This window comes from Abyssibacter profundi (assembly GCF_003151135.1).
Taxonomy (GTDB): domain Bacteria; phylum Pseudomonadota; class Gammaproteobacteria; order Nevskiales; family OUC007; genus Abyssibacter; species Abyssibacter profundi.
Genome location: NZ_QEQK01000010.1, coordinates 150,225 through 172,476, shown reverse-complemented (window position 1 = coordinate 172,476; position 22,252 = coordinate 150,225). Strand labels below are relative to the sequence as shown.

Genomic DNA, 22,252 nt, shown 5'->3' with positions numbered 1-22,252 from the left:
GTGTGAGCCAGGTCCGCCTGAACGACGTCGCGTGGCTGCTGAACACCCGGCCAAGAAAACGTTTTGACTTTCAGACCCCGCAGGAGCTTTTCGACCAAGCAACGGCGGATTATCTCAATCATGTTGCACTTGATTCTTGAATCCAAGCAGCATCCTTTGCCGCTGGCATCAGTACGCCATGCGTCGAGCCTTTTCTTCGATGTTTGAACCGCAGCTTCAGAAAAATGCTGCGGGTGACGCAACACGACCGCCTCAAAGGCGTGCTCATCCAGTCCGTTGGCCGCTAAGGCATCAAAGCCTATCGTGGGTCGTTCTCGAGTCACGATCGACTCCACCGCGGCAATGACTCCTCTGCGCTCGATCATTGGCCAGGTTCTGGACGCACGGGTGTTCCGGCCGTTCTTCTCGGTCAGAACACGTTCGTAGGCGTAGACGGCCTGAAGGCATTCCCGTTCCGCCTGCGTCTCGGCGCCATAGCGCTCTGCCTGCAGTTCCAAGGCTCGGTTTCGCGCTTCTTTTGCCAGGTCAGGTCTATCTAACTTGTTCGCGTTGCCCTCAAACCGGAGGCAGTCTTCTGGACTCTTTAGCTTGGCAACGCGCGAATCCATTAATCTCGCCCTGAAGCGATTCCCCAGACTTCCTGTAGGCGCGCCACTGTGTGGCGCCATTTAGGTGTCAGGGGCTTGCAGACGGTGTTTTGATTGCCGAAAAGGCCGACTTCGGCAAATGCTTTTGCGCGGTCGACGGTGTGGAGCCAGCGAACGGGGACGAGGTACTCGGCGGTTTCGTCGTCTGCGTCGGGATTCACGTGCGGAAACCCATGCTCTTGAGCGAGGTCACGAAATGGCCGGGGACCTTGGTCGGTTTGGATCTCATGCTGGTCTGCACGGACGCGCTCGCCGGCGACGATGCCGACGCCGACATAACCCGTACCGGGGATATTGACCCAGACGCGGTCGCCTTCGGTGAGCATAGACAGGGTATTGGAGTACCAGGCACCGCCACCGCCGGCGACGAAGCCGAACTGACGGGCCATCTCCCACGGGCGGTCGTCGCCGAAGGAGACGTAGAACTCGCCGTTCCAGGGCTCCTTCTTTGACTTGGTGACCGCGCGCTCCTGGCTTTCGCCAGGGTCGAACATCCAGGCACGGCTGAGGTACTGGTTGCCGCCGTCTTCGAAGGCCGAGAAGAACAGCGCATTGATGCCGATACTGGCGTGTTCGCTCAGGTATTCGATGATGCGTTCTGTGCTGGCATCGAGTTCGGTGGCGACGACAACCATCTGGTGGCTGTCGTTGACGGTCACTTCGCCGAGCCCGGTCTTGAATCTGGCCTCGAAGGCGGCGTCCAGCGTGGCGTGCTCGCGGCCGTAGCGCCTGGCGAAGTCGAGGTAGATGTCGGCGATCTGGTCGTCACCGAGATCGACCACCCAGGAGGCGTAGTCGAGGGTCTGGGCGACCACATCGCGCGGGGTCTTGTTGCGCTTGAGCTCGACGATAATGATCGAGCCGTTGGCGTCCATCGCCAGCAGGTCGATGAGCTTGTCGTAGCTGGTGCGGACCTGACGGCCGATCAGCAGCCAGTCGCGGTTCAGGATGGCAATGTCTTTCATCACCATCTCTTCGAGCAGGGCCTCGTCGGCCAGCGCGGCGGGCTTCAACTGCTGCGGGTGATCGCCGATTTTCCAGATGCCTTGTTCAATGGCCATAAGTAGCCCGTCCTTAATGCATTGAGCGGGAGAATATTGCGTTGGCCAATTTGCACTCCGAATCAGATGACATTCGGATATCGGATTTGAGGCGGTCGCACATGGCCATCAGCTCATCCACCCGCAGAACGATACGTCCGAGTTCTTCAGGCGGCGGTAGCGGCACAAGCAGGCTCTCTAAGACTTCAAGGTTAATGTTCTTCTGCGCTGTCGAGGGCGCGAATTCAGTCAGCTTTCGTTTCGCTGTCCGCAGAAAATACTCGACATACTCAGTTTTCAACTCGTCATGAAACGGCGTGAAGCCGACGACGCTGTCTGGAAAACAGGCATCGAATCCTAGTATTCCCGTGTCTCCAATGTTTGCCGCAATGGTGATGCATAGCGTGCCCCTGCGCCAAAGCTTGCTTTGCGCAACACCTTTCTCGTTGTATAGCGCCGTATGCGTCGTGATTGCCCTGTTTGCGCGCGCAACGTCGCCTGTTTGGACCATGGGAAATTTGCCGTGTTCGTACAGCGCAGGGTCATTACGCGGGCGATGCTTGGACTTGCCTCTTGCAAGCTCGCCTAACTCCGGGAGCCGGCACCAGGCCCATGATTCGGGAAGATTAAAAGGCACCTCCTCCAAAGCGGCCTCACTTCTAAGTTTCGACTTCTTGATTCGCCCAGCGGCTATAGCTTCATCTCGAAGCCGCCGGAGGTCATGAAGAAACTCTGCAGCCGATTTCCCCAATGAAGTTTGCCGCACCAACCGCCCCATCACCGCCAGCTGAAGGATGGTTTGCTTGAGGCGGTCGATGCTGTGTTCGGTGGTGAAGAGGGTGTCAAAGTGCACTTCTACGCGCGCCCAGTTTTCGGCCAGTTCGGTGGCGTTTTCGGCGCGGGTGAGGGTTTCGAGCAGGGTGTCGACCAGCCGCTCGTGGGCTTCGATCTGATCGCCGGTTTGCTGCTCCAGCCGGTCGCAGAGCGCCATGAGCTCGTCGACTTTCTGGACGATGCGGTGTTGTTCCTCTAGCGGTGGGAGCGGCACGCATACTCGCGCGACAGTAGCCCCCGAAACCTCCTTGAAGGTTGTGCCGCTGGCTTCGCTGTCGATTTGCCGAGCCGAACGCATTAGGAAGTAGTAGAGGTACTCGCTCATGCCGTCGATGAAAGGGACACAAGACTTAAACCCCTGATTCGTCGCCAACTCGGCGCTTGCAATCGCGACGTAACCGATCGGCGCACGACTCGAAAAGAGGACGGTGCCGACTGGGAGCACTACAGCCGATGAGGTATCTAGGCCCTTCTGGCTGATATCACGCCTCCCCGCGGATATGTACTTGCTCTTGTAGCCATACAAGTCGGCCGGCGTAAGCCACTTAACACCCTCATCAGCCCAGCATGACGGATCCTTCGATTTTGGCGTCCCACCTCCAACAATTCGCCCAACATCACTCAATCGGAGCCACGCCCACCCATTCGGCTCCGGGAACTCTTTTTCCGACTCCTCAACTGGCTTCAGTGGCTTCTGATTCTTTCCGCCGCCAGTCTTCATTGCCTGCTTTCTAGCTTCCGCCAATTCGATGCGCAGGTCCTCTCCTGATCGTCTATTAGCGCCCTGCGGAACCAACCGCCCCCGAACAGCCAATTCGAGGATCAACTCTCGAAGTCTCTTGACTCCGGTCAGTTCGAGCTTCCTGCTGCCACCACGACCCGCCGTTCTCGGCGTTATCGAATTCGCCCACACGTCCATGTGCTCGGTAATGAGCTTCTCCACACTCATGCCGATTCCGAATCCCGATTGCCGGCTAGCGCTTCGGCCAGAATGCTCTTGAGCTGATCGCGCAGCTTCTGAATCTCCTTTTGCTGCTCGGCGTACTGCTGCAGCAGCTCATCCGGATCGTGGCTGACTTGCTCGCCCTGGTGCGGGTTCTTGATGTCCAGGTTGTAGCTGCGGGCCTGAATGTCTTCGAGGCTTGCTTTCCAAGCGAATTCGCTCTCCTCGCGGCTGGCAAAGCCATCTGACTCGTTGCCCCACCAGGCAATCTCGGGCTCGAACTCCTCGAACCGCATGGGTTTCGTCTTGCTGTAACTCTTGTAGCCCTCGGGATATGGGTGCTCGTAGAACCAGACCTCTTTGGTGGGCTTGCCCTTGGTGAAGAACAGCAGGTTGGTCTTGATGCTGGTGTAGGGCGCGAACACACCGTTGGGCAGGCGCACGATGGTGTGAAGGTCGCACTCGGTGAGCAGCTTTTCCTTGAGGCGGGTCTTCATGCCCTCGCCAAACAGGAAGCCATCCGGCAGCACGACGGCGGCGCGGCCACCGTCCTTGAGCAAGTGGATGATCAGGGTGAGGAACAGGTCGGCCGTTTCCCGCGTGCGGAAGGCCTGCGGGAAGTTGGTCTCGATGCCGTCTTCTTCCATGCCGCCGAAGGGCGGGTTGGCGACGATCACGTCCACGCGATCCTTTGGCCCCCAACTGATCAGCGGGCGCGCGAGGGTGTTGTCGTGGCGGATCTGATTCGGCACCTCGATGCCGTGCAGGATCATGTTGGTGGTGGCCAGCAGGTGCGGCAGCGGCTTTTTTTCCACGCCGCGGATGCTGCGCTGGAGGATGGTGGCATCCTGCGGGGTCTTGGCGTAGTGCTTGCGCTTGTGCTCGATGGTGCAGGTGAGAAAGCCGCCGGTGCCGCAGGCCGGGTCCATGACGACCTCGTCGAGCTTCGGATCCACGCGATTGACCATGAATTCGGTGACGGCGCGCGGGGTGTAGAACTCGCCCGCGTTACCGGCGCTTTGCAGGTCCTTGAGGATCTGTTCGTAAGCATCGCCTAGCGCGTGGCGCTCCTGCATCTTGTTGAAGTCGATGCCTTCCTGCAGCTTGTTGATGACCTGACGCATCAACTGGCCGGACTTCATGTAGTTGTAGGCATCCTCGAACACGCTGCGAATGACCACGCCCCGGTAATCGTCGCCGTGGGATTCGAGGGCCTGCAGACCGGGGAACAGCTGATTGTCCACGAAGGCTTTGAGCTCGTCGCCGGTGATCCCTTCGGGGTCTGCCGCCCAGTTGCGCCAGCGCAGGGGCTCGGGGATGGGCGAGTGGTAGTCGTCGTCCATCAGTTCCCATTCCAACTCGCGATCGTCATAGATCTTCAGGAACAGCATCCAGACGAGCTGGCCGATGCGCTGGGCGTCGCCGTCCACGCCGGCGTCCTTGCGCATGATGTCCTGGATGGATTTGATGGTGGTGCTGATGGACATGAATCGAATCGCTATTAGGTTCTGTATCGATTAGTTGGCGCTGTGGTACAGCGCGGCTTCCAGGTGGCGAACGGCGTCGGTGTAGCTCTCCTTCCCACCAAAGGCCTGAATCAACTCAATCGGCGAGCCCATGGATCTGAACGGATCGAGACGCAGTACTTTCACATCTTCCACCGGCTCGATGCCGGCATCGGTGTATTTGGTGAGCAGACCATCAAGCACCTGGCGGGCTGGGCCGTCGTACTTGTCGAAGTAGCCGGTTTTGCGCAACTGGTCGGCGCGCTGTTTGCGTGTAAGCGGCGGCTGGTCGAAGACGATGTGGCAGATCACGTCGAAGGGATCCGGGTCGTCACCGAGCTTCTTGCGTACATCGGCAATGAGGTCATCCCAAAAAACACCGGCCTCGGCCAGCTCGTCGATGATGGCCTGCTTGCGGTCGGCGCCTGACCATCGACGCAGAAAGTCGTCCAGTGAGGCGAACTGCTCCCGTACGCGCTTCCGGGTGTAGTCCTTCAGGCTTTCGGTGATGAGGTCGCCTTGCGCATCGAGGTATTGCACGCGTTCCGCCACGACGGAGACTTCGACATTGTCGACGTAAAACTTCGTGATCTTGGCGTCGCCGGCGTCATCATCGGCACCGGTGTCGTCGTTGGTCCAAGTCTCCCCTTCGTCCGCGCCGTACTCGGCCGGGTCTTCCGCGATGCCGACGCCGCCTTCAACGCCTTGCTCATCTTCCGGAACGGGCGACGCCCCCTCTGCGGGGTTGTAGACCTGAACCGGGTCACCGTCGAAGTTGGGGTCCGCAAACAGCTCGGTTGCCTTCTTGAAGTCGAGAATGGTGAACCAATGCTTGTTGTAGTCGTCGTTGATGCGGGTTCCACGCCCGATGATCTGTTTGAACTCGGTCATGGACTGGATTCGTTGATCCAGCACGATGAGCTTGCAGGTTTGGGCATCGACGCCCGTGGTCATGAGCTTGCTGGTTGTGGCGATGACGGGATAGCGCTCTTCCGGATTGATGAAGTTGTCGAGCTCGGCCTTGCCCTCGTTTTCATCCCCCGTGATGCGCATGACGTACTTGTAGTTCTCGGCTATGCGTTTGGGGTTCAGATTGACCAGCGCTTGGCGCATGCGCTCGGCGTGATCGATGTTTTCGCAGAAGACGATGGTCTTTTGATACGGATCGGTGCGCTCCAGAAACTCAGTGATCTTGGCCGCGACGACGGGCGTGCGCTTTTCCAATACCAGGGTTCGATCAAAGTCTTTCTGGTTGTAGATCCGGTCTTCGATCTCGTTGCCGTGCTTATCGACCTGACCCTTGGTTGGGCGCCAGCCTTCGAGATCCCTGTCCAGATCGATACGCACAACTTTGTAGGGCGCGAGAAAGCCATCTTCGATGCCCTGCTTCAATGAGTAGGTGTAGACCGGCTCGCCGAAGTAGTCGGTATTGGAAACGTCATTCGTTTCCTTCGGCGTGGCAGTCAGGCCCAAGTGCGTGGCACCGGAGAAGTACTCCAAAATGGCCCGCCATGATGAATCTGCCGCTGCGCTGCCGCGATGGCATTCGTCGATCACCACCAGGTCAAAGAAGTCCGGCGAGAACTCCTTGTAGATGTTCTTCTCTTCTTCAACGCCTGTGACTGCCTGGTAAAGCGACAAGTAGATCTCGAAGGACTTGTCGATTGACCGGTTGGTGACCTTGGTCATGGCCTGACCAAATGGCTTGAAGTCGTTGTTCTTGGTTTGATCGACGAGGATGTTGCGATCGGCTAGGAAGAGGATTCGCCTTTTGTGCTTCGACTTCCACAGCCGCCAGATGATCTGAAAGGCTGTGAAGGTCTTACCGGTGCCGGTGGCCATCACCAGCAGGATGCGATCTTGACCGCGCGCTACCGCCTCAACAGCACGATTGATGGCCACCGTTTGGTAGTAGCGCGGGACCCGGCCGCTGCCATCGTCGTAGTAGGGCTGCTCAACCGTGGGGCGGGCCGTTTCGTCCAGCCCTTTGTATTGCCGATATCTAGCCCACAGCTCCTCGGGCGATGGGAACTCGTCTAAGCTCAGCTCACGCTCGACCGGGCCGCCAAGACCCGTGCTGTCGTGGAAGAGGAAACCATCACCGTTGCTGCTGATTCGAAACGGTGCATCGAGCGCCTCGCCATAAGCCAGCGCCTGCTGCATGCCGTCGCCCAGGCTGTGGTTGTTGTCCTTGGCCTCGATCACGGCGATCGGGAGGTTCTTCTTGTAGCTCAGCACATAGTCCGCGCGCCGTTTCTTGCCGCGGGCGTGCAGACGGCCACGGACGATGATGCGGCCCGCCGTAAACGTGACCTCTTCACGAATCTGGTCGTGCACGTTCCAACCGGCCTTGACCAATGCCGGCGTGATGAACTTCGTGCAGATGTCGCGTTCGCTGAGCGACTTCTTGTTCATTGGCTGACGCCCCCAATCGCTCCGTCAGAGCTTTCCCGACTCCAACGAGCCTTAACGTCAGCTTGCCACAATATTTTCTCGCTTGGTGTCTGAATTCAAGCTTGATAATCGGAGCGCTTCGATAAAGGAAGCCAACGTAGCGGCAATTTCGCAACTTTTAGCGTCACCCAGTCCCTCGCCAATACAGCCCCCACATTCGGCCAGCGACACGAGTCCCCAGGCCGCCACGACGGTCGCCCACAAGAGCCGGATAAGGAGACCGGCCTGCGGTGGTTTGGGCGCACCGCAGGCCGGTCGGCGTGTTACTCGCTGATGCGGAACTCGCTGAGATTGGGGTCGGCGGCGATTTGATCCGGGGTGAACCGCCACGGAATCCACTGCTTGTCCGAATAGGCCTGCGTCATGTCCTGGAAGTACGGTGACGCCGGGTCGGTGGACTGCGAGTAGGTCACAAAGCCTTCGGCGACCGGATCGCCATTGTCGTCCCAGGTGACGGTCTGGATATAGCTGTTACCGCGGATAACCGGATAGCCGCCGTCGACCAGATTGGCCCGGCCGGCAATGGTGAATGAGCCTTCGAAGCCCTCACCGCCGAAGATCGGGATCGGGTCGTGCACGTTCGAGGTCTGCAGGCTGCCCATGGTCGCATCCAGTGCCACGCCCTGATCGCCCAGCACTTCCACGGCATCAGCCAGCGCCGCAATGACCTCCGGGTTGGCGGTGTTGAGATCCCGTGGCGTGTTGACCGGGTCATCCACGCTGAACGGCGTCAGCCACAGCGGCAGGCTGGTGTCGTCGGCGCGGCGCCAGAACTCCCGCCAGATATGACCGCCCACCGCATCCAGGTTGTTGGAGCGGTCCCAGGTTTCCAGGACGGCGCAGGCGCCGGAAATATCGACAGGCGTGCCGCCACTGCTGATTGCGGTCCCGGTTGGGCAGATATCAGCGAGCACGTCATCCAGTGCAATGCGGGCGGTGTACACGGCGCTCGACAACACGATGTCCTGCAGCTCGGCCAGATCGGCAAAGCCCGTGCCGGGCCGGCCATCGCTGCCGTCCAGGCGTTCCTGCACGTGGCGAATGCAAAGCCGTGTGCGTAGTGAGCGGGCCGATTCCTCGTTGCCGATGATGGCCGCAAAGCCGGTGATCGGCTCTTCCGGATGGGTTAGCCAGTAGCTGTCATTGCAGTTATGCACCCAGTCGTCGCGGACCAGTGTGGGCAGGTTCGACGGCCCGAAGATGCCGGGTGCCGGAGCGTCCTCGTCGGTGTCCCAGTCGCAGCTGGCCTGGTTGCCGGAGAGCACGGGCAGTCCGGGAACCAGCTGGGCAAAGGCGGCTGACACCGTGCTTTGGCAGGCTTGGACCTTGCTGTCCGGCACGTTGGGCACCACGGTCACATCTCCGTAGTACGCCTGCCCACCGGGCCCGGTAGCGATGGTGTTGACCCAGGGTACGCCCAGCACGGAGGCGTGCAGCTCGATGAATTCTTCCAGCGAATCGGCGCGATTCCATTCGAAGAACTGGTTGATCAGCCGCGTGTTCTCGGCATTGGCATCGCGCAGCGTATAGGCCCGGTCCGTGCCCCAGGGCAGTACCGGAACCCCGGAGACCGTGAGCGTCAGCATGGGGCCGAAGCGGCTCTTGTATAGCGTACGGGTCTCTTCGGTGATGGAGCCGTCGGACTCCAGCACCTGCACGGTGTACTCGGTGGGCTCCATAGCCACGGTTTCGCCGTCGAACACGTAACTGGTCGGATCGCCAGGCGCCAGGGTCAGCTCGTAGAACGTGAAGCGGTAGGCCGTTGAAACCGTGTGACTCCAGGCCACGTTTTCGTTAAACCCGATCAGCGCGGCGGGTACGCCGTATAGCGCGGCGCCCATGATGTCGAGTTCACCCGGAATCGTCATATGCGCCTGGTACAGCCGCTCGGTGCCAATCCACGGAAAATGTGGATTGCCGAACAGCATGGATTGGCCCGACTGGGTGGCACCGGCCGATAGTGCATACATGTTGCTGCCGATATCCAGGCCATTGCTGAGCGGGAATTCGGCGCGGTCCACGCTGCTGGTGGTCTGCTGCTGGCCCCCAACCGGCGGTTGGGCCCCGGCAATCTCGCTGACAAACACCGAGCTACTGGCCAGGACCGACAGCCGGAAATAGCGGCGGTATATATCGGTGGCAGTGATCGGCGTGACCCACTCGGCATCGCGGCAACTGGCGTGGCGACCGGGATGCTCGCCCGCTTTCAGCTCGGCGACGTAGCGTGAGTAACCCGCCGCAAAGCCCGCCGTGGCGGCGGCAGCTTCCGGGCTGGCGTCAGCGGCCAGTGCGGCGACGCGCTCGGCGGTGGCGACATGGCGCCAGAAAAAGTCGGATTCGACGTTGTTGGAGGTATTGCCATTGGCCTGGAGCGTATACGTGCCGTCGCGGCCGAAGTAACGCGCGCGCTCACCCTGAATGGTGATCAGGTCCTCGGCCAGTACGCAGAGATTGTCTTCTGCGTGGACATATCCATAGCCGTAGCCGATATCCCCGTAATCATTCCCGGTGATATGGGGGACACCGAACGAGCCCCGCTTGATCTGGGCGTCATAGGTCAGGGTGCCGGTGACCGGATCGTCACCCCCGGCGTTGTCGCCGATCCGTTGGGAACTGCCGCAGCCGCTGGTCAACAGCAGTGCGGCGGCCAGCGTGCTGGCGCCTAGAATCGAGTGTCGCATTGTTGTCTCCTGCACCGCCCGGGCAGGTCTGCGCCGGGGGGATGTTGTAGTCGGCTGGGATCTTTGTCCCAAGCCCTCACATCTTAACGCAGCAGCCGTTGCTTTGAGCCCGGCGTCCAAGTTCGGACACAAAAAAATAGCGGACCGAGCTTTCGCTACAGTCCGCCAACTAGCGGTTGGTACCACCCCACTCGGCTCCCCAGCCGTCAGGATGGTTCCCACCCTGCACAACGCTTTGTCAACGCCGCGTCAAGTTTTGTCGAGGTGGTCTCAGTCGTGCCTTGAACGGCCGCCCTGGACCGACGAACGTGGGTGTCGGTCCTTGGAGTTGCCGGTCGCATGACCTGTCGAGGTGGAATCGACTACCGTATGCAGCCTTCTCACTTGACCGCATCAGTACAGGCAACCTATGGCACAGCAGCCCGAACTCCCCGATTTCAAGCTCGACGACAGCAGTCTTTACCGTGAAGAGGTGTACAGCGACCGCAAGACTGGCGGTATTCGCAAGCTGGTTCCGATTACCGTGGATGGCGAGGATGATGCGTCCCGGCCGGTGCTGTTCGAAGGTCAGGCCAGTGTGTACACGCCGGGTGGCGCCCTGCCGCTGAATTTTGAACTGCCGGGTCCGACGCTGGCCGAGGCAGTGGCGCAGTACGGTGATGCGGCGCGCGCCGCCCTCGAGCAGACCATCGAGGAGATTAATCAGATGCGGCGCGAGCAGCAGTCCTCCATCGTCGTGCCGGGTCAACAGCCCGCCGGTGGTGCGGGTCTGATCGACCCAACCGGTGGACGCGGCGGCCCGATCCGCTAGCGAACGACCGCCCAAAACAAAGCGCCCCATGGCGGATTGCCATGGGGCGCTGTTCATCTTGGCCTGAGCGAATTAGTAGCGGCTGCCACCAAACTGCAAGTCGAGGCCAACGGCGGCCAGGTCGACATCGGTGTCGTCCAGGGCGTAGCGCTCGTAACCGAGGTTGAGCGCAACGACTTCACCCAGCGGCAGGCTCGCGCCCACACCGTAGAAGACGTCTTCGCCGTCCGTGGTCGCGCGACCACCCAGCGGTCCCTCGGCTTCGGCATCCCAGAAGAGCTCACCCAGCTTGCCGTACACCGAAGCCCGCTCGCCCAGCGGGATGTGCAGCACGCCGGCCAGCGTCAGGCCGTCGGCCGTGTAGGTTGCAGCGCCCTCGTCATAGTCGCCAAAGTCGGTGTAACCACCTTCGATGCCGATCACGGGCGTCAGGCGACCGCCGACACGCAGACGATAGCTGGTGCGGTTGTCTTCGACATTGTCGTCATCGTCGGGGAATTCCTCGGATTCGACGCGGAAATAGCCGATGTCTGCACCGACGTAGCCGTAGGGGTCGAAGTCGGCCTGTTGGGCCAGCGCAGCGGGTGCGCAAAGCGTTGCGGCCAAACCTGAGGCGAGTAGTGTCTTGAACGTCATGTTCATGTTGTCACTCCATTGAAATGAAAGCAGGGGCCGCCGCGCCGGGCGCAGCGGCGATTCGTAAAGGGGTGGGCCGGAGACGCCCCGGCCCGACGACAGCGCAGTGGCTGCCAGGCGCTACGCTTAGGACGTGGCGTCTTCCACGGTGAGCTTGTCGATCACATCGTGTACGCCGTCCGTGTTGTAGGCGATTTGCTTGGCCAGCTCGGCCTCGGCATCGGACTCGACACGACCCGTCAAGGTCACGACCGAATCGTTGGTGTCGACATCGATGCTCAAACCACTGGTGGAGTCATTGGCCAGCAGGCGGGTCTTCACCGCAGCCGTCGTGCTGGCATCGTCCATGGTGTCGCCGAAGCCATCGTCCTGCCGGGCTTGGGTGTCCAGCTCGGGCTCAACGGCGATTTCGTCGTCCACGTCGAGTATGGCGTCCATGCCCGAGGCGATTTCGATGGCCAGATCACGCTGGACTTCGGTCTCGACCGTCCCGCCGATGGTGGCCTTTTGCTTGTGGACGTTCACGTCCAGATCGAACGGGTTCAGGCTCTGGTTGACCGTGTAAGCGGTGACCAGGCGACCCTCTAGAAACGCGTCATAGGCGGCGCCGGTGAAACTCCGTTCACTGCCGGATTCGACGTCATCACCGGCTGCGCTGAGCACCGGATGATGGGTGTCGTGATGGCCGATGGGTGCGGCGACCAGCGCCAGCGGGGAGACACTCAGGCCCACTACGACCAGCCCGCGTGTCAGGCGGCGGGCGGGTGTTTGGCTGTCTGTGTGCTTGCTGTTGTTCATCTGCCTCGTCCTTCGATTGGGATGAAAGGCCGATGCCTGTTCGCATCGACGCCACCGTGGGCGCAATCGCGATGCCAGATGATGTAAAACGTTGAATTGTAAGAATTAATTCAGGGATCGGGCGCGCCTCGCCCGATCGAGCGCCCCATGCGGGCTCAGAACTGTTGCCCGACGGCAACGCCGAGGCCGGGAAAGCGCCTAAGTGCTTGTTATAAAAGGAGTGGGTGCTGTCGTTACTCCGCGACAGCACCCTTTTTCTAGCGCTTGTCGAACACCACAACCGATTGGCGGCTGACCGCGGCCAGTTGGCCATCGGGTCTCCACAGGCGGGCATCGGCCTGGGCAAAGCCGTCCCGGGCGCCCTGGGTGTGGACGTCGTAGTACCACCAGTCATCCCCCGCGCCGGCGTCGCCGGGTGGGTTGAGCAGGTCGAAGGACCAGGTCATGGAACTGGCCGGTGCCGGCCGATTGAGCATGGGCAACACGCTGGGCGGCCAGACATCGAGCAGGCCGATGAGAACCGCGTCGCCCTGACCGACCGGGTCCCGGTAGCGGCACCATCCCGCGAAGTCGGGCTGCGGGGTGTTGGAGAACGGCACGCCCCCCTGCGTCCAGACCAGGTCATAGTGTTGGAGGAACACCGGGGTCATGCCCGGGATCTGCGGCAGTTGCAGGCCCTGGTCGGGTGGTGGGGCCTCGGGGCGGGCGGTGCCCGGGATCACGATGTCGGAATCCCGGCCGCCGCCGAAGCTGGCCGTGGCGGTGGCGCAGACCTGGTCATGCTGGATGATCCGGGCTTCCATCTGGGTGACGGACTTGCCCTGCCGCAACACGGTGCTGGTCACGGTGGCGGTCTCCGGTGCGACCGGGCCGACAAATGCCACCGTCATGGCACGCAGGTCGCGCTCGGCGGGTACCTGACCGCGCATGGCCTGGTACAGCACCGCGCCGACAAGCCCACCGTAAATGGCCCGGCCCTGGCTCCAGTCTTCGCTGAATGTCAGCGATTGTTCCGGGGCAGCCGTCATCCCGCCGATCAGGTCGGCAAATTTCGTCGTACTCATGATCGGGCCTAGCGAGCGCGCTTCAGCGCTGACTGGTCGAAATCGCGGTCGTCCAGGCCTTCCTGGAACGCGTAGTTCTCGAATTTCAGCGTGGTCGACTTGCCGGTCTGGTGATTGACCATTTCCATCCGACCCGGGCGCCAGTAGTCATCCAGATACTCCTGGTACTCGTGCAGCGTCAGCGTCTTGAGATGCGAATTCTTCCGGTCGTAAAACTCGATCTTGCGCGGGCGGTACTCGGCCTGGTCCATCCAGACGATTTGCTTGGTGTAGCCCGAGTTTTCGTCGGTGGGATAGCGCTCGATGACAAAGACCTGCTCGCCGTCCAGCGTTTCGTCGCGCAGGTACTTGTATGTGTACTTCTCGATTTCCTGCGAGGACAAATCCTCATAGGCGAACTCGCTGCCCATGAATGGGCCCGATTTGTTGCTGCTGGCGATGCGCTTGACCCGCTTGAGCGCCGGCAGATAAAGCCATTGATCGTCGTCACCCGTCTTATGCGAGTAGGTCAGCAGCGCCGTACCACGCACATCGCGCGGCTGGTCGAAGATGATCATGCTCTTGTCGCCATCGTCGGCCACTTCCAGCGCGCGAGAGCGCATTTCGCGAATCGACTCGTCACCGTTCTTGTTCCGCAGAATCATGGTCAGGTCGACGACCGAATCACCCCAGCCGGTGTCACGGGCATCGGCTTCGGTGGCGATCTCCAGACCGCGGGCCTCGGCATCCTGCGCCTGGGCGCCCAGCGGCAGGGCGGCTGCCAGCAGCAGGCTGATGCCGCCAAACCAAGGTGTTTTAGTGAGAGTAGGCATGGGAATCCTCCAAGGGGGTTTCAGAAGTGGTTTCGCGATCCCGGTCCAACAGCAACAGCAGGGTCGGGAGCAGGAAGAAATCGGCGATCAGCGCGCAGATGATGGCGATGGATGTCAGCTGCGCCATACCGCTATTGGGCAGAAAGGCGCTTTGCGCCAGTACGGCGAATCCGGCGACCAGGATCAGGCTGGTGGTCGTCAGCGCCGTGCCCACCGTGCGGAAGCTATAGACGATGGCTTGCTCCGGTGTTTGGTCCAACTCGCGCCGTGCGCGCAGATATTTGGATAGGAAGTGGATGGTGTCGTCCACGACGATACCCACGGTCATGCCCAGCACGATGGCCATGGTGAAGTTGATCTTGCCGTCGATGATGCCCCACAGGCCGAAGGCCAGTCCCAGCGGGACCAGGTTGGGGATGAGCGACAACAGGCCCATCTTCCAGCTGGCCAACGCGAGAATCAGCAGAAAGCTGATGCCGATCAGCGCCACGGGCATGCCGATGAACATGCTCTTGATGTTGCGATCGGCGATGTACGAGAACATCACGGCCGGGGAGACGCCAATGGTTTCCATGCCGGGCGCGTTCTCGGCGAGCCAGGCATGGGCTTCGTCCACCAACGCGCGTGTCTCGACGGCATCCAGATGCTCAAAGGCCACGAAAAACCGCGTCGCCGACTTGTCGATGTTGATCTGATTGCCCAGATCCAGGCCGAACGGCAGCGAAAACTCGTAGAGCAGCAGATACTGGGCGGCCAGCTCCGGGTTGTCGGGCACGCGGTAGTAGGCCGGATCATCCCCGTGCATGTTCTTGTTCAGGCGCTTGAAGATGTCCGACACGCTGGCGACATGCTTGACGCGTGGGTCGGCCAGCCACCATTGCTTGAAGGCGTCGAGTTGTTTGAGATACGCCGGATCGGTGACGCCGCCTGCGCCTCCGGGGGCCTCCAGGTCGAACTCCATGGTGTACAGCCCGGTGATGTTGTCGGCCACCCAGTCGGTGTCGGTGCGGAACTTCACGCTGGTATCGAAGTAATGCACAAAGGTTTCGTTGGCCTGATTCAGCGGCACCAGAGCGCAGAGCACAGCGGCCACGACGATGCTGACGATCAGCACGGGTCGCTTGCGGTGAACCACGAACTGGCCCAGCGACTCCATGCGCCGCGACAGGCCGCCCGATTGCTGCGGCACCTTGACGGGCAGCAGCATCATCAGCGCCGGCAGCAGGCTAACCGACAGCAGCCAGGCCACGATGACGCCCATCGCCACGATATTGCCGAGATCGCGCAGTGGCGGACTGTCGGCGAAGTTAATCGATAGGAATCCTAGCGCCGTGGTGACCGAGGTCAGGAAGATGGGCATGAAGTTCACGCGTAGCGACTCGATTAGCGCCGAGCGTTTGTCCTGACCCTCGCGCATGTTGGCGAACATCGACACCAGCACATGGATGGAGTCGGCTACGGCCAGCGTCGAGACGATGAGCGGTGCGGAAATCGACGGCGGCGTGAACTGGATGCCGGCGTAGGCCGTCAACCCCACCGAGGCCATCATCGAAGTGAAGATCACCCCCAGCGTGCCGACCGTGCCGGCAATCGAGCGCACCAGCACCCAGGTGATGACAATAATCACCAGGTACATCAGCGGGATGAGCGACGCGACATCCTGCTGGCTGGCCTCTGAAAACGACACCGACATGAAGTTGCTGCCGGTTAGGTAGATATTGTGGTCCGGATACTTGGCCAGCATGTCCTCGCGCAGGGCGCGGACTTCGGCCGCAACCTCCTCGACTTCCGAGTCGTCCAGTGCCGGCAGTTGATGCACGACATTGACGGCGATGGCATGGCCGGATTCCGAGGTCAGCCGACCGATGAGCAGGGGTTCATTGACCGCGATGTCGCGAATCCGCTGGATTTGTGCATCGCTGAGCTCGCGTGCGTCTTCGACCAGCGGGGCGACGAGCAGGTCGTCACCATCTGCCTCCGTATGCTGGTAGTTGGTGACCGAGTCCACGCGCAGCGAATAGATCAGCCCCCAGGCACGGTCGGTGAGTTCTTCGGCCAAGGCCAGCGTGTCGCGGTTGAACGCGGTGTCACTGGCCGTGGGTTCGATGACAATGAGCGAGTTGTCATTCTTGGTGTAGCGGTCCTGGACCTGATCGAAGGCCACCAACTGCGGGTTCCCCGGGCCGAAGTACACCCGGTAGTCCTTGCTCATCCCCAGTTTTGGCCCGGCGGTCCCAGCCACCGTGGCAACCAGCGGATAACTGCAGGCGGCGACCAGGGCCAGCGACAGCAATAGCGTGAGCCACACGTGGTCCACGACCCAGCGGCCGTAGGCGGCGACCAGACCGTCCAGGCGCGAGATCTGCCTTGAAGTGTTCATGGCGGTACTCCCCTCAACAATAGAATTCGGTGGTGTCCGCGCGGCCCGTTAGGCGCGCATGGATTCCAGGTAATGGACCAGGCCGCGATGGCTGGCTTCGAAGTGCTCACGGCATCGCGAGGCCTTGGCCATGGCCCAGATCCCTTCGATGGCGCAGATGATGAAGATGGCGACATCCTCGGGGTCGACATCACGCCGGCCTTCGCCGATCTCCTGCGACTTACGCACGCCGGCCATGATTCCGCGCTTCCATTCGAAAAAGATGGCGAATAACGGCTCGCGAAACACCGGGTCGCTGCCAGCCAGTTCCTGGGTCAGGTTGGCGAAGGGGCAGCCCAGCGCCAGCATGTCCTCGTCCACGGAGCGGGCGTGCTCGGCGACGTAGGCAATCGCGGCTTCCAGCGGCCGGTCGGCCTCCAGCATGGGACGCCACCGCGTCTCCACCCAGGGTCGGACGACCTCTTCGATCACGGCCAGGCCCAGGGCCTGCTTGTTGCGAAAGTGGTGGTACAGCGCGCCTTTGGTGACTTCGGTGGCGCGCAGGATCTGATCCAGGCTGGAGGCATGAAAGCCGTTACGGTGCATCTCCGCAAAGGCGGCCTCCAGCAGGCGCTGGCGCGTGGCGTCGGGCTGGCGGCGCATGTTCATGCCGCGCGCCCCTGCATTGGCCGGGCTGCTGCCGATGGTCGATACTGGGCATGGATCGCCCGCCCATCGAGGCCGGTGGTTTCAACGATCGACATCGCTAGCCGTGGAATCCGATGCATCAGCCGTCCAGAGTGCAAACAAGTGACATACCGACCAGTATGTACGTGGCGGGGGCCAGGTCAAGCCTCCGGCTGTGCTGGCCGGGGGGTGGCCGATGAGCGGTCTGGCCTTGTTGCTGTCGCCGCTGGAGTGGGTGCTTGTCGTTGTGGCTTTCGGTTCAGCCGTGCTGTCAGGCATTGCGGGGGCCGGTGGCGGCACGATCTTGATCGGCGCGATTTACGCCGCTGGGATGCCGCCCGTGGTCGCGGTACCACTGCATGCGGTGGTTCAGATGGCGTCCAACGCCAGCCGCGTTTTTGCCTACCTGCCCCATGTGCGCTGGCGGGCGGCCATCGTGTTCTGCCTGGGTGCGCTACCCGCGCCCTTTGTCGTGGCGCCGCTGGTGGCGCAGGTCAATCCGGACTATGTCCGCCTGGTCATGGCCGGTTTCATCCTCTGGACGCTGCTGCCCCGGGCCTCGCACGCATTGGGTCTGAGCGAACGGGCGGCCATGGGCACAGCCGGCGCGCTGAACGGGGGCGTGGGGGCAGTCGTGGGCGCCACAGGTTTGCTCATCGGCCCGTTTTTCCTCCGGCCGGATTGGGCCAAGGAATCGACCATCGGCACCTTGGCGCTGTGCCAGTCGCTGGGTCATGCCTTTAAGGTCGCGGCGTTTGCGACCGTCGGGTTTGCGATGCTGGATCAGTTACCCCTGCTGCTGGGCATGATTGCCGGCGTGGTGACCGGCACGGCCGTGGGCCGCTGGCTGCATCAGTTTGTGCAGGAAGCTGCTTTTCGTCCCTTGTTCCGCGGGATTCTTGCCGTGTTGGCCATCAAGCTCGTCTGGGACGCCGGTCAGCGGCTCTGGCTGGTCTGAGCAAGCGTTGGCCGGGCCGTGGCTCGTCATGCGTTGACCCGGCTGACGGCACCGCTGAACCGATCGACCCTTGCCAGAGACTGATACACGGCGTTTACTTGGTGCAGTGCCGCATTGGCCGCATGCCCCGGATGCGCGTCGTCGGCCTGCCCATTTCAGCCGCCAGCCCCTGGCCATGGTCTCCATGAAAAACCCCCCGCATCTCCTGCAACGCGATCTCGCCCACGCAACCGACTATGCGACCTGGCGGGAAATCGCACTGGAACTCGATCACCGGGAGGGGCACGACGTCTGGCGGGCCGAAGATGCCTGCGACGGCTACGACCATTGGCTGATCAAGGAGCGCCTGCTGGAGTTGCGGCGGATGCGCCGGGATAACGATGTCCGCCGCCTGGTGTTTCGTCTGCACGAGGGGCTGCACGGCAATCTCGGCAACATGGCCAACCCGGCGCTTTATGCCTATTGCCGGGTGGGGACCAAGCGCCTGATTACCGAGTATGTCGAGGAGGTCTCCAAGGCGCTGATCTGGATTTGCGACACCGAGTTCGACGACTTCGGCTACGAGGAAAAAATCCTCTTCTTCAAGCGTACGGGTGTGTCCTTCGGCCGTTCGGCGCTGATGCTGTCCGGTGGCGCGACCCTGGGCATGTTCCATTTTGGCGTGATCAAGGCCCTGCATGAGCAGGGTTTGCTGCCGCGTGTCATCTCGGGCTCGTCGGCGGGCTCGATCGTGGCGGGCGGGGTCGCGACGCGCACGGACGAGGAGATTGCACGGACCTACGATCTGGAAACCCTCAACCTGGATGCCTGGCAGAAGCTGGATTTCCGTACGGCCGTGAAGGGGCGTGCGCTGATGAATCCCGATGTGCTGGCCCGGTGTCTGGAATCCAATATCGGCGACAACACCTTCGAAGAGGCGTTCGAACACACCGGCCGCATTCTCGATATCACGGTGTCCCCGGCCGAGCGGCATCAGCATGGCCGGTTGCTGAACTATCTGACCTCACCCAACGTGTTGATCTTCAAGGCGTCTCAGGCCAGCTGCTCGGTCCCCGGGCTGTTCCCGCCGGTGACGCTCAAGGCCAGGGAATATGAGGGTGACGTGGTCGACTACATGCCAAGCAAACGCTGGGTCGATGGCTCGCTGTCCAGCGACCTGCCCATGCTGCGGCTGGCCCGCCTGCACAACGTGAACCACTACATCGTCAGCCAGACGAATCCGCATGTCGTGCCGTTTCTGGCCAAGGATACCGCTACCGGCCTGCTGCCCTTTGCGCGTGACTGGGTCATGAGCAGCGGCAAACAGACCATCGACCTGGCCCGCATGCATTTCCGCAACCGGGGATTCGGCCGGGTGGTTCGCCAACTCCACGCCTTGACCAATCAGCGCTACACCGGCGATGTCACGATTCTGCCCCGCTACACCCCAAAGAAAATGATGCGGGCACTGGCCAACCCGACAATGGAAGAGATGAAGCGCTACGTTGAGGACGGCGAGCGTGCCACCTGGCCGACCATCGAACGGGTTCGCATCCAGACCGAAATCAGCCGGACCTTTGAAGAGTGTCTGATCCGTCTGAAAGCGCAGCGATTTGGTCGTCGTCGCGATGATGCACCGATGCGGGTGTCGCGTAGCTAATCGTCAGGCGCAGACCCAGATTCGCGGCCGCATCGGTCGCCGGCTGCGCGCTGGCCAGCATTCATGGTGGACTGCCAGTCTAGACTGATCGGCGGGGTAGCCGCCGTCGGCACCAGCGCTCCATTTGATCCAGCCAGCCGGCCCAGCGGCGTGAAACCTGGGCGATCAGCCCCAGTCCGGCCACAAGCATCAGAATCCCCGGCCCTGGCGTGACGAGCATGATCACCCCCACCGGGATCAGCAGCATCGACAAGGTCATGTACAGCGGCTTGATCCAGCGATGGCGAATACGCTGGGCGCGCCAGTCGTGGTACGCCACGAAGCGGTGGCCGGGCTGCGCCTGGCCGAGCACCTGCAGATGTGCGCGTAGGCTGCCGCGATTCGTGCGCTTGGCCTGGCTCATGTCAGGCGTTTGGATTCACGCGCGACCAGGCGGTCGCGGCCAGAGGGCTGAATGCGCTTCACGTGACCGGGAATCAGCCGGGCCCAGGCCGGGAATCGTCTGAGGAAGTGAAAGACCAGCACCCGGACGATCTGCCGCCAGCCTCGCTGACGCGGCACTTCCTGCCGCTGCACGCGGTGGCAGGCGGTATCCATCAAAGCGACGAGTCGGTCGCGCAACAGTCCTGCGAACTCGGTATCCCGAATGAACAGGTTGGCCTCCAGGTTCAGCGCCAGACTGAAGGGGTCCAGGTTGCTGGACCCGACGGTGGCCCAATCATCGTCGATGATGGCCACCTTGCCGTGCAGCGGTCGGTCGATGTATTCGTGGATTTCGATGCCGGCATTGAGCAGATAGTCGTAAAGCGTGGATGCCGCCTGGCGCACATAAAACTTGTCCGGCTCGCCCTGCAGGATCAGGCAAACACGCACGCCCCGTTCGGCGGCCAAGCGCAGTGCACGCAGGAACCGATATCCGGGGAAGAAGTACGCATTGGCGATGATGATCTCGCGCCGCGCGTTAACAATGCCGTCGTAATACCACTGCTCAATCGCCTGGTCGTGGTCTGCATTGTCGCGCCACACCAAGGCTGCCTGGGCGTGCCGGGCCGGCTTGAGCGGGTTGGGTCGATACCAGCGCAGGCGGCGTAGCCAGCGCCGGCGCTCCGGTGTGTTGATGCGCCCGACCTGCTTGCGGCAGAACTGGTGCATCTCATCGACCACCGGACCGGTGACCCGAACCGCGTAATCCTGTTTCGATTTGGGGCCGTGCTCGCGGACGTGCTCCATCGAATAATTGATGCCGCCGATGTAGCCGACGGTGGCGTCGATGATTGCGAACTTGCGATGCAGGCGGCGGAACAAATTGGTCTGATAACCGAGCACCCGCCCTCTGGGGTCGTAGACGTGCAGGTTGATGCCGGCATCGGACAGTGACTGGACAAAGCTGGCCGGCAGGCTCCCCGAGCCGAACCCGTCGACGGTGATATCGACGCGCACGCCACGTTCGGCCGCCTGGATGACCGCCTTGTGCAGCTGGTAACCAATTTCGTCATCCCACCAGATGAAGGTCTCGATCAGGACCTCTTCGCGGGCCCGTTCGATATCTGCCAAGACCCGGGGGTAGAACATCTCCCCGTTCTCCAGCAGTTCAATGGTGTTATCCCGCGTCCAGCGCCCGTTGATCAAAACGTTAGCTCCACGCTCATCGGTGCGTGGTCAGATAAATGCGACCAGGGTGCGCCGGTATGTGCTTCGGGATGCGTGGCCTGTAGGTTGCGGATGTAGATGCGATCTAGCCGCAGCAGGGGGAGTTGGACCGGGAAGGTCCGTGCCGCCTGTCCGTAGGCCTGGATGAAAATCTCCCGCAGCCCGGCACGTTCCTGCAGCAGGCCATGAGCCTGTTGGCGCCAATCGTTGAAGTCACCGGCGACCACCAGCGGCGCGTCCTCCGGAATATCCCGGGCGACCAGGTCACACAGCAGGTTGAGCTGCTGCATTCGCTGACCGCCCGTCAGCCCGAGATGGGTGCAGATCACATGCAGTTCGCGATCCTGCTCGGGTTGCTGGACCACGCTGTGCAGCAGGCCGCGCCGTTCGTGCTGGCGGGTGGACACATCGTGGTTCTCGTAGCGCAGGATGGGCCACTTGGACAGCAGGGCATTTCCGTGATGCCCTGCGGGATAAACGGCGTTGCGGCCATAAGCGAAGTTCGACCAGATCGTGTCGGCCAGAAATTCGTACTGCGGTCCCTCAGGCCAGGTCTCATAACGCGTGGAGTGCTCCTGGTGGTCGCCCAGGACTTCCTGCAGGCAGACCAGGTCGGCGCCGCTGCCGCGTATCGCCTCACGCAGTTCATGCAGGATGAACTTGCGGTTGAACGACGAGAATCCCTTGTGCATGTTGAGCGTGAGTAGCTTCATGAGCCGTTGGTCTTGGTCAGG

Annotated in this window: 18 protein-coding genes; 3 read left to right on the top strand and 15 right to left on the bottom strand. The window is 61.7% G+C overall.

Going from position 1 to position 22,252, the window contains the following annotated elements; genetic code table 11:
* The 6 genes from DEH80_RS12380 to DEH80_RS12355 form a co-directional block, all read right to left on the bottom strand.
* Positions 1-497, bottom strand: a 497-nt coding sequence (locus tag DEH80_RS12380; RefSeq protein ID WP_207774585.1) for a hypothetical protein, incomplete at its 3' end; no start/stop codon positions are given.
* Positions 498-607: 110 nt separating this feature from the next.
* Positions 608-1,708: an endonuclease NucS domain-containing protein gene (locus tag DEH80_RS12375; protein WP_109720814.1), complete on the bottom strand. Its 1,101-nt coding sequence runs from the start codon at positions 1,706-1,708 to the stop codon at positions 608-610.
* Between the two features lie 13 nt (positions 1,709-1,721).
* Positions 1,722-3,470 (bottom strand): restriction endonuclease subunit S, encoded by a 1,749-nt coding sequence (locus tag DEH80_RS12370; protein ID WP_109720813.1) that lies wholly within the window; start codon positions 3,468-3,470, stop codon positions 1,722-1,724.
* Positions 3,467-4,951, bottom strand: coding sequence for a type I restriction-modification system subunit M (locus tag DEH80_RS12365; protein ID WP_109720812.1), 1,485 nt, complete (start codon positions 4,949-4,951; stop codon positions 3,467-3,469). The genes DEH80_RS12370 and DEH80_RS12365 overlap by 4 nt, the downstream gene beginning before the upstream one ends.
* 30 nt (positions 4,952-4,981) lie before the next feature.
* The gene (hsdR, locus tag DEH80_RS12360; protein WP_109720811.1) at positions 4,982-7,384 is read right to left on the bottom strand and encodes an EcoAI/FtnUII family type I restriction enzme subunit R; all 2,403 of its coding nucleotides are present in this window, start codon (positions 7,382-7,384) and stop codon (positions 4,982-4,984) included.
* A 302-nt stretch (positions 7,385-7,686) separates the two neighbouring features.
* Positions 7,687-10,104, bottom strand: a complete 2,418-nt coding sequence (locus DEH80_RS12355) for a penicillin acylase family protein (protein WP_109720810.1) — start codon at positions 10,102-10,104, stop codon at positions 7,687-7,689.
* 409 nt (positions 10,105-10,513) lie between these two features.
* Here DEH80_RS12355 and DEH80_RS12350 point away from each other — a divergent pair, with 409 nt between their 5' ends.
* Complete coding sequence (locus DEH80_RS12350) at positions 10,514-10,915, top strand: hypothetical protein (protein ID WP_109720809.1); 402 nt, start codon at positions 10,514-10,516, stop codon at positions 10,913-10,915.
* 72 nt (positions 10,916-10,987) lie between these two features.
* On the opposite strand, the gene DEH80_RS12345 is transcribed toward DEH80_RS12350, so the two are convergent.
* From DEH80_RS12345 to DEH80_RS12320, 6 genes are all read right to left on the bottom strand, one after another.
* Positions 10,988-11,557 carry a porin family protein gene (locus tag DEH80_RS12345; RefSeq protein WP_109720808.1) on the bottom strand — a complete coding sequence of 190 codons (570 nt, stop codon included), beginning with the start codon at positions 11,555-11,557 and terminating at the stop codon, positions 10,988-10,990.
* Between the two features lie 120 nt (positions 11,558-11,677).
* Positions 11,678-12,349, bottom strand: a complete 672-nt coding sequence (locus tag DEH80_RS12340) for a BON domain-containing protein (protein WP_109720807.1) — start codon at positions 12,347-12,349, stop codon at positions 11,678-11,680.
* A 257-nt stretch (positions 12,350-12,606) separates the two neighbouring features.
* Positions 12,607-13,413, bottom strand: a complete 807-nt coding sequence (locus tag DEH80_RS12335) for an acyl-CoA thioesterase (protein WP_109720806.1) — start codon at positions 13,411-13,413, stop codon at positions 12,607-12,609.
* Between the two features lie 8 nt (positions 13,414-13,421).
* Positions 13,422-14,225 carry an outer membrane lipoprotein-sorting protein gene (locus DEH80_RS12330; protein WP_109720805.1) on the bottom strand — a complete coding sequence of 268 codons (804 nt, stop codon included), beginning with the start codon at positions 14,223-14,225 and terminating at the stop codon, positions 13,422-13,424.
* Positions 14,209-16,605 carry an efflux RND transporter permease subunit gene (locus DEH80_RS12325; protein WP_109720804.1) on the bottom strand — a complete coding sequence of 799 codons (2,397 nt, stop codon included), beginning with the start codon at positions 16,603-16,605 and terminating at the stop codon, positions 14,209-14,211. The genes DEH80_RS12330 and DEH80_RS12325 overlap by 17 nt, the downstream gene beginning before the upstream one ends.
* Before the next feature lie 48 nt (positions 16,606-16,653).
* On the bottom strand, positions 16,654-17,253 hold the full coding sequence (locus DEH80_RS12320) for a TetR/AcrR family transcriptional regulator (protein ID WP_109720803.1): 600 nt from the start codon (positions 17,251-17,253) through the stop codon (positions 16,654-16,656).
* Between the two features lie 214 nt (positions 17,254-17,467).
* On the opposite strand from DEH80_RS12320, the gene DEH80_RS12315 reads away from it, so the two are divergent.
* Entirely contained in the window at positions 17,468-18,229 is a 762-nt protein-coding gene (locus DEH80_RS12315; protein ID WP_109720802.1) for a sulfite exporter TauE/SafE family protein, read from the top strand.
* Positions 18,230-18,413: 184 nt separating this feature from the next.
* The gene (locus DEH80_RS12310; RefSeq protein ID WP_109720824.1) at positions 18,414-19,868 is read left to right on the top strand and encodes a DUF3336 domain-containing protein; all 1,455 of its coding nucleotides are present in this window, start codon (positions 18,414-18,416) and stop codon (positions 19,866-19,868) included.
* Between the two features lie 79 nt (positions 19,869-19,947).
* Here DEH80_RS12310 and DEH80_RS12305 read toward each other — a convergent pair whose 3' ends face one another.
* From DEH80_RS12305 to DEH80_RS12295, 3 genes are read right to left on the bottom strand one after another with little or no spacing between them, the layout of a single operon-like run.
* On the bottom strand, positions 19,948-20,271 hold the full coding sequence (locus DEH80_RS12305) for a PGPGW domain-containing protein (protein ID WP_109720801.1): 324 nt from the start codon (positions 20,269-20,271) through the stop codon (positions 19,948-19,950).
* The gene (clsB, locus tag DEH80_RS12300) at positions 20,268-21,497 is read right to left on the bottom strand and encodes a cardiolipin synthase ClsB (protein WP_165831457.1); all 1,230 of its coding nucleotides are present in this window, start codon (positions 21,495-21,497) and stop codon (positions 20,268-20,270) included. The genes DEH80_RS12305 and clsB overlap by 4 nt, the downstream gene beginning before the upstream one ends.
* Positions 21,494-22,231 carry an endonuclease/exonuclease/phosphatase family protein gene (locus DEH80_RS12295; protein WP_109720800.1) on the bottom strand — a complete coding sequence of 246 codons (738 nt, stop codon included), beginning with the start codon at positions 22,229-22,231 and terminating at the stop codon, positions 21,494-21,496. Before DEH80_RS12295 ends, clsB begins: the two co-directional genes overlap by 4 nt.
* Positions 22,232-22,252: the final 21 nt, after the last annotated feature.

What these genes read in the sequence shown, in the direction of transcription:
- hsdR (WP_109720811.1), bottom strand. Translation starts at nt 7,384, where the DNA reads ATGAACAAGAAGTCGCTCAGCGAACGCGACATCTGCACGAAGTTCATC.
- DEH80_RS12325 (WP_109720804.1), bottom strand. Translation starts at nt 16,605, where the DNA reads ATGAACACTTCAAGGCAGATCTCGCGCCTGGACGGTCTGGTCGCCGCC.
- DEH80_RS12330 (WP_109720805.1), bottom strand. Translation starts at nt 14,225, where the DNA reads ATGCCTACTCTCACTAAAACACCTTGGTTTGGCGGCATCAGCCTGCTG.
- DEH80_RS12345 (WP_109720808.1), bottom strand. Translation starts at nt 11,557, where the DNA reads ATGAACATGACGTTCAAGACACTACTCGCCTCAGGTTTGGCCGCAACG.
- DEH80_RS12355 (WP_109720810.1), bottom strand. Translation starts at nt 10,104, where the DNA reads ATGCGACACTCGATTCTAGGCGCCAGCACGCTGGCCGCCGCACTGCTG.
- DEH80_RS12365 (WP_109720812.1), bottom strand. Translation starts at nt 4,951, where the DNA reads ATGTCCATCAGCACCACCATCAAATCCATCCAGGACATCATGCGCAAG.
- DEH80_RS12310 (WP_109720824.1), top strand. Translation starts at nt 18,414, where the DNA reads ATGAAAAACCCCCCGCATCTCCTGCAACGCGATCTCGCCCACGCAACC.
- DEH80_RS12335 (WP_109720806.1), bottom strand. Translation starts at nt 13,413, where the DNA reads ATGAGTACGACGAAATTTGCCGACCTGATCGGCGGGATGACGGCTGCC.
- DEH80_RS12340 (WP_109720807.1), bottom strand. Translation starts at nt 12,349, where the DNA reads ATGAACAACAGCAAGCACACAGACAGCCAAACACCCGCCCGCCGCCTG.
- DEH80_RS12320 (WP_109720803.1), bottom strand. Translation starts at nt 17,253, where the DNA reads ATGAACATGCGCCGCCAGCCCGACGCCACGCGCCAGCGCCTGCTGGAG.
- DEH80_RS12370 (WP_109720813.1), bottom strand. Translation starts at nt 3,470, where the DNA reads ATGAGTGTGGAGAAGCTCATTACCGAGCACATGGACGTGTGGGCGAAT.
- DEH80_RS12315 (WP_109720802.1), top strand. Translation starts at nt 17,468, where the DNA reads ATGAGCGGTCTGGCCTTGTTGCTGTCGCCGCTGGAGTGGGTGCTTGTC.
- DEH80_RS12350 (WP_109720809.1), top strand. Translation starts at nt 10,514, where the DNA reads ATGGCACAGCAGCCCGAACTCCCCGATTTCAAGCTCGACGACAGCAGT.
- DEH80_RS12305 (WP_109720801.1), bottom strand. Translation starts at nt 20,271, where the DNA reads ATGAGCCAGGCCAAGCGCACGAATCGCGGCAGCCTACGCGCACATCTG.
- DEH80_RS12295 (WP_109720800.1), bottom strand. Translation starts at nt 22,231, where the DNA reads ATGAAGCTACTCACGCTCAACATGCACAAGGGATTCTCGTCGTTCAAC.
- DEH80_RS12375 (WP_109720814.1), bottom strand. Translation starts at nt 1,708, where the DNA reads ATGGCCATTGAACAAGGCATCTGGAAAATCGGCGATCACCCGCAGCAG.